This is a genomic window from Streptomyces sp. NPDC060064 (assembly GCF_042736455.1).
GTDB lineage: Bacteria > Actinomycetota > Actinomycetes > Streptomycetales > Streptomycetaceae > Streptomyces.
The window spans coordinates 25,390-39,879 of sequence record NZ_JBHWWF010000036.1 but is presented as its reverse complement, the minus strand read 5'-3'; the positions used below and the strand labels follow the sequence as shown (position 1 = coordinate 39,879).

The window sequence follows — 14,490 nt, the reverse complement described above, 5'->3', positions numbered from 1 at the left end:
CTGGGCTCCTCAACGTCATCGGCACCCAGGCCATGACCGAGAACAGCACCCCGGCGTAGCAGTCAGCCGCGCCGCACACAGGTGGGCGGGCAGAAGGCCGGGCCGGCAGTCCGCGGTCGCTCGGTGCGGTAGTGCCCGCGGCGGTCAAGTCCGCCACCTACCTCGGACCCCCGAGGCCCGGCGCGCCCCAGACCGGGAACCAGCGGGCCAGGTCCGTCTCGATGCGGAGGTCGTCCGTGAGCAACGCCCTGGTCTGCAGTTCCAGGGCGTTGTCGCGCTTCTCCTTCGTACCGGCGAGCGGTGCGAAGGGGTAGAAGGTGCCGCGCTTGTACAGGTAGACCAGCGCCAGCGAGCGATCGCCGGATGTCTCATGGAAGGCGATCAGGGAGCAGAGCAGTTGCGGGCCGAAGCCGGCGTCCTGGAGCAGGGTGTTGACCGCGTGCAGGTCGTTGACCAGCGAGGCCGTGTCGTCGGCGGGGTGGCGGGCGAGGAGCCAGGTGTAGCCGTACGCGTCCTGACTGAACTCGACCGGGACGCCGCCCCGGTCGGTGTCGGCGTCGAGCAGCTCTCGTACGTCCTCCTGGAGTTGCGCGAAGGCGCCGCCCTCCACGCTGGCGAAGCACACCGAGCCGATGCCGGTCGGAGTGAAGCCGGCGCCCGCCTGGAGGGTGATGGCGGCGGCGGGCAGGCCGAAGAGCTGGTCGAGGTCGGGCCGTACCGGCTTGCTGCGGCCGAGGATCGTGTCGAGGAGTCCCACAGAAGTGCCTCTGTCAGTCGTCTGTCGGGCGTCTGTCAGTTGTCGCGGGGGCGCGTTACGGGCGGGCCAGCTGCGTCGAGATCTTGCCCAGCTGGTCCAGACGCTGCTCCAGCGTCGGGTGCGAGGACAGCAGGCGGCTCAGGCTCTCCTTGGAGGAGAACGCCGGCGCGAACCAGAAGGCGTTGAACGGCTCCGCCTTGCGCAGGTCCTGCGTCGGGATTCTCGCCATGTCGCCCGTCACCTTGGTGAGCGCGGACGCGAGCGCCGAGGGGCGGCCGGTCAGCAGGGCGGCCGCGCGGTCGGCGGACAGTTCGCGGTAGCGGGAGAGCAGTCGGGTCAGCAGGAAGCTGATCACGTAGACGACCGCGCTGACCAGGGGTATCAGGAGCATGGCGATCGCGGCGTTGCTGTCGCGGCTGCCACCCGCCCGGCCGAAGCCGCCCCACACGGCGATGCGGGTCATCACGCCGGCCAGGACACCGAGGAACGATGCGATCGTCATCACTGCGACATCGCGGTGGGCGACGTGCGACAGCTCGTGGGCGAGGACGCCCTCCAACTCCTCCGGCTCCAGCCGGCGGAGCAGGCCGGTGGTGGCGCAGACCAGCGCGGTCTTCTCGTTGCGGCCGACGGCGAAGGCGTTCGGCACATCGCTCTGGGCGATCGCGACGCGGGGCTTGGGCATGTCGGCGAGCGCGCAGATACGGTCGACGGCGCCGTGCAGCTCCGGCGCCTGCTCCGGCGTGACCTCGCGAGCGCCCATGCTGAAGGCCGCGAGCCGGTCGCTGAACCAGAACTGCGCGATGAAAAGACCGCCTGCGATCAGCAGAATGATCGGCCACGAGCCTCGGAGGATCGCCAGCAGGGCGCCGACGAAGACGACATAGAGCAGCCCGATCAGGAACATCGTCGTCACCATGCGGGTGGTGAGTCCCTGATCCGGGGCGTAGCGGGACGGAGGCCGGTTCCCTGGCATCTGACACCCTCCGGACGGAGCTGTTTCTCGTTCCCCCTCACTCGATTGTGCTCCTGCCGCAGCTATAGCCGGGATAAGTGAGCTCGCGCACGCCGTGTGGGTGGACGCGCCGCAGGCCGTGGCGCGGTCGGGCCGGCCGCGTCGAGCCGTCCGTACTGGCCGCGATGGGGCAGATGCTCCGCGTCACCGGCACGCGTTCAGCACCTTCGTCCGGCACCTCTCCACTCGAAGTCACCGGCAGACAACACCCGAACGGCGGACACGCCAGTCGGCCGTATGGGCCCTCCACTACGCCAGACTGACGGCCGAATGCCGCAATTCCGACGCGGCGGAGGAGGTTGGCGATGGCTATTTCGATCTCGGTGGTGCTGTTTCTGCTGGTGCTCACAGTGATCTTCCTGCGGAACGGCGGACTGAAGATGTCTCACGCCGTGGTCTGTGCCCTGCTCGGGTTCTTTCTCGCGAGCACGAGCATGGCGCCGACCATCCAGGAAGGCATCGCGGCCACCGCCCATGTGGTGGGCAGCCTCAGACCGTGACCTCCGGCGGCACTTCGACGTCCGGCGGCAGCTCGAAGTAGCCTCCGCCGCCGGCGTCCACATGCACCACATGGGTCCCGACGCGGACGATCTGAGCCTCGCCGACCCGCCAGGACCCGCACTCTTCCTCGCTGTCCACCAGTGGCGTCCACACCTCGCGGAACGTGCTGCCGTCCGGGTTCGTACCCGTCTCGATCAGCCGGTCACCGTCCCGTTGAAGGGTTCCCACATCCTCGCCGGGTTCCCCGACGTCGTGGTGGAAGCGGACATCGGTGCCGTCGTACGTGGTGATGCCGGCGAAGCCGCGGCTGTCCGCGTAATAGGCGTCGATCTGGAGCCAGACCACCTGCTCGTTCTCCTGCAGGGGTCCGCCGTTGCGGCTGATTCCGGCGCGCAGCCAGGCGCCGCGAGTGGGGGCATTCACATGTACCAGCATGTCAGCCGCTGACGTGCGGCCCGCTCATTTCGCGATCATGAAGCGTCCGTAAAACCCATGGCCTTTCCATGGACACCTCAAGGGGCCGGCTCTAACGTCGGGCGGCGGCGCGACCCGTACACCCGTACGCAACCGAGGAGCCGTATGTCCCGAAGAGCGCTCGTCCGCGCAGTGGCCCTGGCCCTGGCCGTTGCCACGACCACCTTCACCGCCCCCGCCGCGCAGGCGGAGGAGATACCCAAGGCACCCGGCCACCGACTGGTCAGCCAGTACGAGGGCGCGCCCGCCGACGCTCGGCCGGTGCCGGGGCAGGCGCCCCCGCAGCACCCCTTCCTCGCGCCCAATGGGCGCAGCGGCATGCACGCGGACGCGGCGGGCAGTGGCACCCATCCCTACTCCGGTCCCCTCGGCCGCGACCCCGAGGTCACCAGCGAGCGGATCGCCCCGGTCGGTGGCGAGTGCGCCACCGCGACCTTCGACGCCGCCGGCCGGCTGATCACCGTCTGCGGGACCTTCACCGGGTTCCGGCTGAAGCTTCTCGACCCGCGCACGCTCGACACGCTCGCCGAGTACCGGTTGCCGCAGCGCTCATCGACCGTCGAGGCCATCACCCGGCTGGACTTCTCCAAAATCTTCAAGGACACGTCCGGCGGCGCCTACTTCTACCTCGACGACCAGGACCGGGTGGTGCTGGCGGACTCGCGACAGCACATCCTCCGTATCGCCCATGAGCAGGCGGGGAACGGCAGTTGGCGCTTCGTCGTCGACAACGACTGGGATCTGACCGCCCACGTCCCGCACGACTGCGTCAGCTGGACGAACCTGTTCCCCAGCGGCACCTGCGACCCCGTCACCTCCGTCATGCCCGACTGGCAGGGCCGCATCTGGTGGGTGACACGACTCGGACGCGTCGGCAGCGTCGATCCTCGGACGTCCGCAATCCGTTCGGTCCGGCTCGACGGCGAAGAGATCCAGAACTCCTTCTCCGTCGCCCAGGACGGCGTGTCGATCGTCTCCGACCACGCCCTCTACAGCTTCCGTTCGGACGCCGACGGGACGCCGAAGATCCAGTGGCGCCAGACGTACGACCGCGGTACGGGCACCAAGCCCGGTTCCGTGAACCAGGGCTCCGGCACCACGCCGGACCTGTTCGGCGACGGCTATGCCGCCATCACCGACAACGCCGACGACCGGATGAACGTCCTCGTCTACCGCCGCGGCACCGACGTCCCGGCCGACCGCCGCCTCGTCTGCAAGGTGCCCGTCTTCGGATCCGGCGCGTCCACCACCGACAACTCCCTGATCACCTGGGGCAACAGCATCGTCGTCGAGAACAACTACGGCTACGAGAACCCGGCCTCACTCACCTTCGGCCGCACCGTTGTCGGCGGCGTGAGCAGGATCGACGTACGCGAGGACGGCAGTGGCTGCGACACGGTCTGGCAGAGCGGCGTCCGCTCGCCCTCCACCGTCCCCAAGCTCTCCACCGCCAACGGCCTCCTCTACTTCTACGAGAAGGAGCCCAACCAACTCGGCATCGACGCCTGGTATCTGACCGCCGTCGACTTCCGCACCGGCGAGCGGCGCTGGAAGCAGCTCACGGGCACGGGCCCGTCGTACGACAACAACTGGGCGCCGATCACCATCGGCCCCGACGGCTCGGCCTACGCCGGGGTCTTCAACGGCATCGTGGCGGTACGGGACCGCGGCTGACGCCTCATGCCCCCACGACGCGCGACCGGATCAGGAACCGCACTCCTTCCGGCGCCTCCAGCGAGAAACCACTGCCCCGGCCCTCGACGACATCGACGATGAGCCGGGTGTGGCTCCAGACCTCGTACTGGCTCCTGGACATCCAGAAGGAGACGGACTCCTCGACGCCGTCGACCCGGAGGTCCTCGAGGAGGACGTCGGACGCGCCCGTGCGGAATTCACCGTCCGGGTAGCACATGGGCGCGCTGCCGTCGCAGCAGCCGCCCGACTGGTGGAACATCAACGGACCGTGGGCCGCCCGCAGCCGCCGCAACAGATCGGCGGCTGCGGGGGTCAGCTCCACGCGTGGGGCCTCAGTCATCCCGCCAGCAGAGCACCGGCGAGGTTGCAATGCCGTTGCAGCGCCTTCGCGGAAGATTCTCCCCCTGGGGTGTCGATCGGGCGCGACACTGTTCGACATACCGGTGCAGGCGCCGAAAGGGGCGCACCACGCACCAGGAGGAACGGTCATGCGGAAGATCATTTACTTTGTCCACTCGTCGCTCGACGGACACATCGACGGGCCCGGCGGAGCCTTCGACTGGCCGGTGCTCGGACCGGAGCTCGGCGCGTACGGCGACGGCCTGCAGGAACGCGTCGACACCTTTCTCTACGGGCGTGTGGTCTGGGAGATGATGTCCGGTTACTGGCCCGACGCCGAGTCGATCTCCGACGACCCGCACGACCTCGCCTTCGCGCCCGTATGGCGCCGTACTCCGAAGATCGTCTTCTCCAGGACCTTGCAACAGCCGGACGGGAACGTCCGAGTCATCGGCGAGAACCTCGCCGAAGAGGTCGCGGCCCTGCAGCGGGGCCCGGGCAAGGACCTGCTGCTGACCGGCGGTTCGACGCTGCCGGCCGCCCTCACGGAGCTCGGCCTGATCGACGAGTACCACATCGTCGTGCACCCGGTGGTCCTGGGCGGCGGCAGGCCGCTGTTCCTGCAGGGGAAGGAGCGGCTGAACCTCGAGTTCGTCGAGTCGCGGTCCTTCGACGCGCGGACCGTGCTGCTCCGCTACGAACGTCCGGCGGGATGATTGCGTGGCCCCAGGGCGTTGAGTCCCTGTACGCAAGTCTCCGACGATGGGATGGATGACATGCCTCTTGAGGGCGAGTACGAGCCGAGCCCGGAGAAGTGGGTGCGCGACCAGGTCGAGCTCTTCGAGAGCTCCGGCGGTACCAAGGGAACGACGATGCGAGGTATGCCCGTCATCCTCCTGACGACCAAGGGCGCCAAGAGCGGCAAGATCCGTAAGTCCCCGCTCATGAGGGTCGAGCACGAGGGCACCTACGCCGTGGTCGCTTCGCTGGGAGGCGCCCCGAAGAACCCCGTCTGGTACTACAATGTCGTCGCCGACCCCCGGGTGGAGCTGCAGGACGGCCCGGTGCGTCAGGACATGACGGCCCGTGAGGTGACCGGGCACGAGAAGGCCGTGTGGTGGGAGCGGGCCGTCGAGGCGTACCCCGACTACGCCGACTATCAGACGAAGACGGACCGCGAGATCCCCGTCTTCGTCCTGGAGCCCGCGGCCAAGGACAGCTGAGCGCAGGCCTCTGACCGGCGTGGCCTACGTCCCTGCCGGTCAGAGGCCCTCTGTCGGCCCCCTGCCGGCTTCATCCCGCCGCCGGTTCCCGGCAGCTCCCCTGAGCATCGTCACGCACCCCCATGCGATCGCGCGGCTGACTCTCGATGCGGCCCACAGCGGCTGAGCTCGGAGGGGCTCTGACCTGCGGAGTGAGCGCGTTCACCAACTGCCGGACGAGTCGCGATGCTGGTGACGAAAGCCGGCCGGTCCGCCCACCACACGGTGAGCAGGGGTGAGCAAGGGCTGTGCGTGCGGCCGGCTCTTGATCGTCCTATGCTGATATGTGGAGAAATCGGGCAGTCGACGGCCGGTGCTGGGCCGGCGGAAAGTGGGCTTCCATGGCTGAGCGACTCAAAAGATCAGGGTTGATCGGCGAGCTTTCGGCCGAATTCGTCGGCACCATGATTCTCATCCTCTTCGGTTGCGGCGTGGTGGCCCAAGTGGTCGCCGGCGGAGCCCTCACGGATCCCCCGGGCGGCCTGGGGAACCACGACAGCATCGCCTGGGCATGGGGTCTCGGCGTGACCCTCGGCGTCTATGTGGCGGCGCGAATGAGTGGTGCTCACCTCAACCCCGCGGTGACCGTGGCCCTGGCGGCGTTCAGGGGTTTTCCGTGGACCAAGGTGGCGCCCTACGCGCTGGCGCAGACGGCCGGCGCGTTCGTCGCAGCCCTGCTGGTGCGCTGGAACTACACCGAGGCGCTGGCGAAGGCGGACCCCGACCACACCTTCAAGACGCAGATCGTCTTCTCCACGCTGCCCGCCAACGGCAACCCGAATCTGCCGGTCAGCGAATGGGGTGCGTTCCGCGACCAGATCATCGGCACCGCGATCCTGCTGCTGCTGATCATGGCGATCACCGACCTGCTCAACACGCCCCCCGGCGCCAACCTGGCCCCCTTCATCATCGGCCTGGTCGTCGTGGCGATCGGCATGGCCTGGGGTACCGACGCGGGGTACGCGATCAACCCCGCACGTGACTTCGGTCCGCGGCTGGCCAGCTTCTTCACCGGGTACGGCGGAGCGTGGCGAGATCAGTACGGGAACTTCTACTTCTGGGTGCCCATCATCGGTCCACTGATCGGCGGCCTGGTCGGAGCGTTCCTGTACAAGTTCTTCGTCGGCCGGTTCCTGCCGACCGCGGAGCCGGAGCCCCCAGGACGCGTCCCGACCCCCGAGGCCTGAACGGCCCAGCGCGAGGCCGCAACCCAGTCCATCCCACAGGAGAGGCGGCATGCCATGGCGGACTTCGTCGGCGCAGTGGACCAGGGAACCACCAGCACGCGTTTCATGATCTTCGACCACGACGGGAACGAAGTGGCGAAGCACCAGATGGAGCACGCGCAGATTCTCCCGCGCTCGGGGTGGGTCGAGCACGACCCGGTGGAGATCTGGGAACGTACCAACTCGGTGATACAGAACGCCCTCCGGCACGGGAACCTGTCCCCGTCCGACCTGGCGGCGATCGGCATCACCAACCAGCGGGAGACCACCGTTGTCTGGGACCCCCGCGACGGCCGGCCCTACTACAACGCCATTGTCTGGCAGGACACCCGCACCGACTCCATCGCGGCCGCCCTGGAACGCTCGGGCCAGGGTGACGTCATCCGTCGTAAGGCGGGGCTGCCGCCGGCCACCTACTTCTCCGGCGGCAAGATCAAGTGGATTCTGGAGAACGTCGACGGAGTCCGTGAGGCGGCGGAGCAGGGCCATGCCCTCTTCGGCAACACGGACTGCTGGGTCCTGTGGAACCTCACCGGCGGCCCCGACGGCGGCATCCACGCCACCGACGTGACCAACGCCAGCCGCACGATGCTGATGAACCTGGAGACCCTCGACTGGGACGACGAGTTGCTGGGTTTCTTCGACATTCCCCGGGCGATGCTGCCCACCATCAACCCGTCCTCCCACCGGGAGGCATTCGGCGCGACCCGTACCTCCCGGCCGCTGCGCGCCGCCATTCCCATCACCGGGGTGCTCGGCGACCAGCAGGCGGCCACCGTCGGGCAGGTCTGTTACGCGCCCGGCGAAGCCAAGAACACCTACGGCACCGGTAACTTCCTGGTGCTCAACACCGGGACCGAACTGGTCCGCTCGCAGCACGGCCTGCTCACCACCGTGGCGTACCAGTTCGGCGACAGCCCGGCGGTCTACGCCCTGGAGGGCTCCATCGCGGTCACCGGGTCCGCGGTGCAATGGCTGCGCGACCAGATGAAGATCATCACTGACGCCGCCGAGAGCGAGCGTCTGGCCGGCACCGTCGAGGACAACGGCGGCATGTACTTCGTCCCCGCCTTCTCGGGCCTGTTCGCCCCGTACTGGCGCTCCGACGCCCGTGGCGCGATCGTCGGCCTCGCCCGGTACAACAACAACGGCCATCTGGCGCGGGCCACCCTGGAAGCCATCTGCTACCAGAGCCGCGACGTGGTGGAGGCCATGGAGCAGGACTCCGGCGTCCACCTGGACGTGCTCAAGGTCGACGGCGGAGTGACGGCCAACGACCTGTGCATGCAGATCCAGGCCGATGTCCTCGGCGTACCGGTCAGCCGCCCGGTCGTCGCCGAGACCACCGCGCTCGGTGCCGCCTACGCGGCCGGTCTGGCCACCGGCTTCTGGCAGGACACCGACGAACTGCGCACCCACTGGCAGGAGTCCAAGCGCTGGGAGCCCGGGTGGTCCGAGGAACAGCGCGCGGAAGGCTATGCGGGCTGGAAGAAGGCGGTGGAGCGCACGCTCGACTGGGCCAAGGTCGAGTAGGTCCTTCGCCGGCCACGCCCCCGGCCACGCGCGGCGCACGGCCGCAGTACGAGGAGGAGACCGATGGCGAACCCGGTGGCTCTCTCGCCCGAGGCACGCGCGGAGGCTCTCGTCCGGCTGGGAGAGGGTGAGCTGGACGTCCTCGTCGTCGGTGGTGGTGTCGTGGGCGCCGGGTCAGCCCTCGATGCCGCCACCCGGGGCCTGACGGTCGGTCTCGTCGAAGCCCGGGACTGGGCCTCGGGCACGTCCAGCCGCTCCAGCAAGCTGATTCACGGCGGCCTGCGCTACCTCGAGATGCTCGACTTCCGGCTGGTCGCCGAAGCACTCAAGGAGCGGGGACTGCTGCTCCAGCTCCTGGCGCCGCATCTGGTGCGGCCGGTGCCCTTCCTCTACCCGCTGCAACACCGGGTCTGGGAGCGCCCTTACGTCGGCGCCGGCGTGCTGCTCTACGACACCATGGCCGCGGCCTCGGGCACCTCCAGCGGCCTGCCCCACCACCGCCACATGCTCAAGCGCCAGGCATTGCGCGAGGCGCCCGCTCTGCGCTCCGACGCCCTGGTCGGCGCGATCCAGTACTGGGACGCCCAGGTGGACGATGCCCGGCACACCATGTTCCTCGCGCGCACCGCGGCCGCCTACGGGGCATTGGCCGCCAACCGCACCCGCGTCAGCCGTTTCCTACGCCAGGGCGAGCGGGTGGTGGGAGCTGTGGTCACGGACCTGGAGACCGGCAACGAGACCGAGGTGCGAGCCAAGCAGGTCATCAACGCGACCGGCGTGTGGACCGACGACACCCAGGCCATGGCCGGTACCCGCGGCCAGTTCCACGTCCGCGCCTCCAAGGGCGTGCATCTGCTGGTCCCGCGTGACCGGATCATTTCCCGCACCGGGCTGATCCTGCGCACGGAGAAGAGCGTGCTCTTCGTCATTCCCTGGGGGCGGCACTGGATCATCGGGACGACCGACACCGACTGGACACTGGACAAGGCCCACCCCGCGCTGAGCTCCAAGGACGTCAGCTACCTGCTGGAACACGTCAACCGCGTTCTGGTCACACCGCTGGCCGCCGAGGACGTCGAGGGAGTCTACGCCGGTCTGCGCCCGCTCCTGTCCGGCGAGGCCGCGGAGACCAGCAAGCTGTCCCGGGAGCACCTGGTCGCGCACCCGGTCCCCGGGCTTGTCGTGGTGGCCGGCGGCAAGTACACGACCTATCGGGTCATGGCCAAGGACGCGGTCGACGAGGCGGCCCGTGGTCTGGACGAGAAGGTGGCCTCCTGCGTCACACAGCGCGTTCCGCTGCTCGGTGCCGACGGCTATCCGGCCCTGTGGAACTCCCGGCACAGTCTCGCCAAGCGCTCCGGGCTGCATGTCGCCCGCATCGAACACCTGCTGAACCGTTACGGCTCCCTGGTGCAAGAACTGCTCGACATGGTCGAGACCGACCCCTCACTCGGTGAGCCGTTGCCGAGCTCCGACGATTATTTGCGGGTCGAGGCCGTCTACGCGGTGACCCATGAGGGAGCCCGCCATGTGGAGGATGTGCTCGCCAGGCGTACCCGGATCTCCATCGAGTCCTGGGACCGCGGCGTGGACGCGGCGCGTACCGTCGCCGAACTCATGGCACCTCATCTGGAGTGGGACCGGGCGCACCGGGAGCGCGAGGTCGACCACTACCTGAAGCGGGTGGCGGCCGAACGCGAGGCTCAGCAGCAGCCGGACGACCAGACGGCCGACGCGGTGCGGCTCGGCGCCCCCGACATCATCCCGGTGCGCTGAGCATCCCGGCGGGTCGATACCGCGGTGCGCCGGCGGTCGGATCCCGGGGGCGCCGGGCTGTCTCTGGTGGCGGAGTCCCTCGTCCCCGAGAACAAGGGCAGGAGATGGCACGGGCGTTGACCGCCCATGGGGAGTGCGGCACGGGCGGACGTGTGGCCCGAAGTGCTCAGGCTTTCGGGTGGCATCGCGCAGGCGCAGCAGAAAGCGGGCCGCCCGCCGCCCCCGCTGCGTTCAGCGGGTCTCGCCGGCCGGGTGTTGCCGGTCCGCCGGGCGGCCGAGGAACACGGCGACAAGGTCGGCGACGGTCGACCGCGAGAGCAGGTGGACCGCCCGCCTCGCCGGGGAGAGGCCGACCGCGTGCCGGGGGAGCCGCAGGCGGAGAGCCCCGGGCAGCGTGGCGAACACGACCGGCGGCTCGAGCGTCAACGCCTCGCCGTCGACCCCGACGGCCACGGGACCGCCGGAGCGTACCTCGAACCGCTCCGCGGTCCACTCGCGCCAGCCGGGGAACCGCCGCACCTGCCCGGCCGCCTGCAGGGTCGTGAACCCCACGGCTTCGGCTGCGTCGCGGATCGTGAGCGTGACCACACCGAGCCTCCCGGAGTCCATGCGCTCCCGGGTGCCGTGGCCTTCGAGGCGGTCGAGCTGGTAGGGGCCGTTCGAGACGAGGATCACCGTCGCCGTGGAGTGCGGAGCGCCGTCCGGCCCGATGAAGCGCAGGTCGGGCGGGACCGCGTCCGGACCAAGAAGGTCGGGGAGTGTCTCCGCGGCGGTTTTGAGCTTGGCATCCCGGTACTGGGGCGACTGCACGAGGCGCCCGTACAGGCCGAGCGAGGCGTTGTTGACGAACACACGGCCGTTGATGGTCGCCAGATCGATCCGCCGTTCGACCCCGTCGACGAACGCGTCGAGGGCGCCGACCACATCGTCACGGTCCAGTCCGAGGTCGAGCGCGAGATGGTTGCGCGTGCCGGTGGGGACCACGACGTGCGGGATGTCGTGCCGCGCGGAGACCTCCGCGACGATCGCCTGCGAGCCGTCCCCGCCGGCCATGCCGATCGCATCGGCACCGCGCGCGACCGCCTCCTCGGCGAGTTCTCGCAGGTCCTCACCCGGCTTCAACAGAACGGCTTTGATGCCGCGGCGGCGGCACTCGTCCGGCAGGCCGAACTGCCCGACCTTGCCTCCGCCGGACTTCGGGTTCATCAGCAGGACCGGGCGGACCGGCTTCGCGGCGGGTCTGCCCGCCGCCGCGACGGACCCTCCCCGCGACCGCAGCGCGACGCGCGCCGCGGTCGTGGAGAGCGCCGCCAGCACGAGGATCACCGCGAAACGCGGCAGGCTGAAGTCCGAGAGGAACGCGACAGCCACCAGCAGTGCCAGCGCCAGGACCATGCCCAGGCCCGCCATCGCGCGTCGCATTCCTCTGCGCGAGACCGCGTGCCAGCCTGCCGTCACCCCGACCAGCAGCGCCGCGACGGTGGCGACCAGGGCCGCCCAGTTCATGACCGCTCCGACGATGAGGGTGGTCAGCGCTCCCGGCAGCGCCGCCAGGGCGGTGAACGCGGCGAGGCGTTCGATGGGGCGGGGCCGGCCGGGCCGGTTGTGATCGGCCACGACGGAAGGCACCTCCTGGGTCGGTGGGGGCAGGCGGCCGCGGCGGAACGGCCGGGGGTCGCAAACCGCGCTCATCGGAATTCTCCAGCATGACTGCCCATTCGCACGCCGCTCGCGGGACTCGCTCGGTGCCCGGCACCGAGGCTAGACGGTGGCGTTGCGGGCGAGACGGCCGGCGCACCCGGCGCCGTGGAGAGGGTGGCAACCCCGACGCGCGCTGAGCGGTAGGCGGTCCGCGCGACCCGCGACCCGCGACAGCACCGGCGTACACCGCTGGCCGTCGTGGGAGGCGCACGCTCGACGCGGTGCGGTCTGGCTGGGGTTGTACGGGCGGCGCCCGGTGCGGACAGCTCCGCGACCAGGGCAACCCAGGCGTCAACGCCGGGGCACCGGTGCTGCCGGGCGACACACCGGGCGCACCTCCGGATCTCCGTCCGCCTCCCGGTCAGGCCCGACTCCGAGCAGGCCGAGTTGTCCTTCGCAATGCAGCCGTGGAAAACAATTCTCCGAGTCGCGTTGTTTCGAAACCGTTTCGGCTGCGTCGTCCGTTGCCCCGCAACCACGGCCGGCTATTTCTGCCCGAACGGGCAATGCACCCGCACCAGCGGGCGCATCCCCCGAATGATGTTGACGCGGGTTCGTACGAACGGGTCAGATCGTCACTGCTGTGGACGCCCATGGCAGAGCGCTCACTTGGCAGCGTCGGCGAACCCCGCTCCGGCTCTCGTGCGCCTGCCTCGATCACGGAACACATCGACGCGGACGTGCAGTAACTGGCTGTCTTCTGAACGAGGAGAACGTATGATGAATACTCAAGACGTCCCTTCGTACCCCTCCCTGCGCACTAATCCGTTCGACCCGCCCGCCGTGAGCAAGAGCCCATAAGCCGGATGCGCTACCCGGACGGCCACCTGGGCTGGCTTGTCACCAGCCACAGCCTGGCCCGCCAGTTGCTTTCCGATCCGCGCTTCAGTGCCCGCTCCGAATGCAAACGAGCGCCGGTGGCGCGCCCTGGTGTGGATCCCTATTTCGGCGTTCCCGCTCTGCCCGGCTGGATCCTGGACATGGACCGGCCTGAGCACACGCGCATCCGCCAGCAGCTGACCGGGAAATTCACCGCCCGTCGCATGCGGGAGATGCGTCCACAGATCGAGGAGATAATCGAAGACCTCCTGGACGGCATGAACATCAGCGACCACTACCTGGAGGCTGACACTCTCGCCCACATCGGCGACGTCCACGACGCGCAGGGCGATCGGTCCTCAGCCGATGACGCCTGGCGACGGGCCCTGGCCATTCTCAACGAATCGGGCCACCCCGACGCCGACGACCTGGTCCGTAAGATCGAGGTGGCAGCGGCTGGTATCCCGACTTTCCGAGCCCGGTTGATCAGGCCCGCCCACTCAGGCGGCGAGGAACGGCAGCAGGAGACGGAGCAGAGCCTCGGGGCGGTGGAGCGGGATGATGTGGCCGCAGTCCTCCATGACGTGGCCGACGAGATCGTCCGCCACAGGCCGCAGCTGATGTTCGAGGGCCCGGCCCACCGGGTGGGAGCCGATGGCCATGGCGGGGAGGGCCAACCTGCCCCGGTCGACAGCTTCCTGGATCTGCCGGGCGCTGGTGGGCATCGCGCGGTAGGCCGAGAACGCGCAGCGCAGGGCGTCGCTGCCGGTGTAGGCGGCGACGAAGGCGTCACGGATGGCAGGGCGCATGCCCTGACCGAGGGTGCCGGCCTCGAGGAACCAGTCGATGTAGCGCGCCTCGTTGCCGGTCAGCACCGATTCCGGCAGGCCGGGCGCGCTGTGGAAGCCGAACCACCACGGTGCCCCGTCGGTGAGGAACTTTTCCGCGCCGGGCAGCCTGCCCAGGAGTGACTCCATGACCACCAGCCGTCGGACGAGGCCGGGGCGGCGCATGGCGAGGAGGAAGGCGGGCGGGGTCCCCAGGTCGATGCCGACCACGGATGCGGATGTCTCCCCGAGCTCGGCGAGGAGCGCCTCGGCGTCGGAGGCGAGGGTCCCGGCGTCGTATCCGTCTGCCGCGCGTGCGCTCGCGCCGAAGCCGCGCAGGTCCGGTGCGATCACCCGGTGTCGCCGGGCCAGTCCGCTCAGGACGTCGGTCCACAACTGCCAGGTGTGGGGGAAACCGTGCAGCAGCAGGACAGCGGGGCCCTCGCCCGCGAGCGCCACGTTGAGTTCGACGCCGTTGGCCGTGACGCGCCGGAGCTCGATGTCGGCCGGGTGGTCGTGCAGGGCGAGGGTCGGCGCGACGGTCACGATGACCTCCAAGGGGGTT

At 69.4% G+C, this 14,490-nt stretch carries 13 protein-coding genes; 7 read left to right on the top strand and 6 right to left on the bottom strand.

Features of this window, described 5'->3' with window-relative positions; genetic code table 11:
- Positions 1–157: 157 nt before the first annotated feature.
- Positions 158–757, bottom strand: a complete 600-nt coding sequence (locus ACFWDI_RS32660; protein WP_385309596.1) for a hypothetical protein — start codon at positions 755–757, stop codon at positions 158–160.
- A gap of 55 nt (positions 758–812) precedes the next feature.
- The gene (gene htpX, locus ACFWDI_RS32655; protein WP_385309594.1) at positions 813–1,733 is read right to left on the bottom strand and encodes a zinc metalloprotease HtpX; all 921 of its coding nucleotides are present in this window, start codon (positions 1,731–1,733) and stop codon (positions 813–815) included.
- Between the two features lie 344 nt (positions 1,734–2,077).
- Here htpX and ACFWDI_RS32650 point away from each other — a divergent pair, with 344 nt between their 5' ends.
- Positions 2,078–2,272 (top strand): hypothetical protein, encoded by a 195-nt coding sequence (locus ACFWDI_RS32650; RefSeq protein WP_385309592.1) that lies wholly within the window; start codon positions 2,078–2,080, stop codon positions 2,270–2,272.
- On the opposite strand, the gene ACFWDI_RS32645 is transcribed toward ACFWDI_RS32650, so the two are convergent.
- On the bottom strand, positions 2,262–2,696 hold the full coding sequence (locus ACFWDI_RS32645; RefSeq protein ID WP_385309590.1) for a hypothetical protein: 435 nt from the start codon (positions 2,694–2,696) through the stop codon (positions 2,262–2,264). The two genes, ACFWDI_RS32650 and ACFWDI_RS32645, sit on opposite strands and share 11 nt — an antisense overlap.
- A gap of 156 nt (positions 2,697–2,852) precedes the next feature.
- Here ACFWDI_RS32645 and ACFWDI_RS32640 point away from each other — a divergent pair, with 156 nt between their 5' ends.
- Positions 2,853–4,421, top strand: a complete 1,569-nt coding sequence (locus ACFWDI_RS32640) for a hypothetical protein (RefSeq protein WP_385309588.1) — start codon at positions 2,853–2,855, stop codon at positions 4,419–4,421.
- Between the two features lie 4 nt (positions 4,422–4,425).
- On the opposite strand, the gene ACFWDI_RS32635 is transcribed toward ACFWDI_RS32640, so the two are convergent.
- The gene (locus tag ACFWDI_RS32635) at positions 4,426–4,782 is read right to left on the bottom strand and encodes a DUF779 domain-containing protein (protein WP_362683712.1); all 357 of its coding nucleotides are present in this window, start codon (positions 4,780–4,782) and stop codon (positions 4,426–4,428) included.
- 148 nt (positions 4,783–4,930) lie between these two features.
- Here ACFWDI_RS32635 and ACFWDI_RS32630 point away from each other — a divergent pair, with 148 nt between their 5' ends.
- The 5 genes from ACFWDI_RS32630 (at position 4,931) to ACFWDI_RS32610 (ending at position 10,578) form a co-directional block, all read left to right on the top strand.
- A complete protein-coding gene (locus ACFWDI_RS32630; protein WP_385309586.1) occupies positions 4,931–5,497 on the top strand; it encodes a dihydrofolate reductase family protein in 567 nt (188 codons plus the stop codon).
- A 60-nt stretch (positions 5,498–5,557) separates the two neighbouring features.
- On the top strand, positions 5,558–6,004 hold the full coding sequence (locus ACFWDI_RS32625) for a nitroreductase family deazaflavin-dependent oxidoreductase (RefSeq protein WP_385309584.1): 447 nt from the start codon (positions 5,558–5,560) through the stop codon (positions 6,002–6,004).
- Positions 6,005–6,384: 380 nt separating this feature from the next.
- Entirely contained in the window at positions 6,385–7,230 is an 846-nt protein-coding gene (locus tag ACFWDI_RS32620; protein WP_385309582.1) for an MIP/aquaporin family protein, read from the top strand.
- A gap of 54 nt (positions 7,231–7,284) precedes the next feature.
- Complete coding sequence (gene glpK, locus ACFWDI_RS32615; RefSeq protein ID WP_385309580.1) at positions 7,285–8,802, top strand: glycerol kinase GlpK; 1,518 nt, start codon at positions 7,285–7,287, stop codon at positions 8,800–8,802.
- A gap of 63 nt (positions 8,803–8,865) precedes the next feature.
- Entirely contained in the window at positions 8,866–10,578 is a 1,713-nt protein-coding gene (locus tag ACFWDI_RS32610) for a glycerol-3-phosphate dehydrogenase/oxidase (RefSeq protein WP_385309578.1), read from the top strand.
- 231 nt (positions 10,579–10,809) lie between these two features.
- Here the strand turns inward: ACFWDI_RS32610 and ACFWDI_RS32605 are convergent, their stop codons facing one another.
- Both ACFWDI_RS32605 and ACFWDI_RS32600 read right to left on the bottom strand, forming a co-directional pair.
- Positions 10,810–12,195, bottom strand: a complete 1,386-nt coding sequence (locus ACFWDI_RS32605) for a diacylglycerol/lipid kinase family protein (RefSeq protein WP_385309576.1) — start codon at positions 12,193–12,195, stop codon at positions 10,810–10,812.
- 1,403 nt (positions 12,196–13,598) lie between these two features.
- On the bottom strand, positions 13,599–14,471 hold the full coding sequence (locus ACFWDI_RS32600) for an alpha/beta hydrolase (protein ID WP_385309574.1): 873 nt from the start codon (positions 14,469–14,471) through the stop codon (positions 13,599–13,601).
- Positions 14,472–14,490 lie beyond the last annotated feature (19 nt).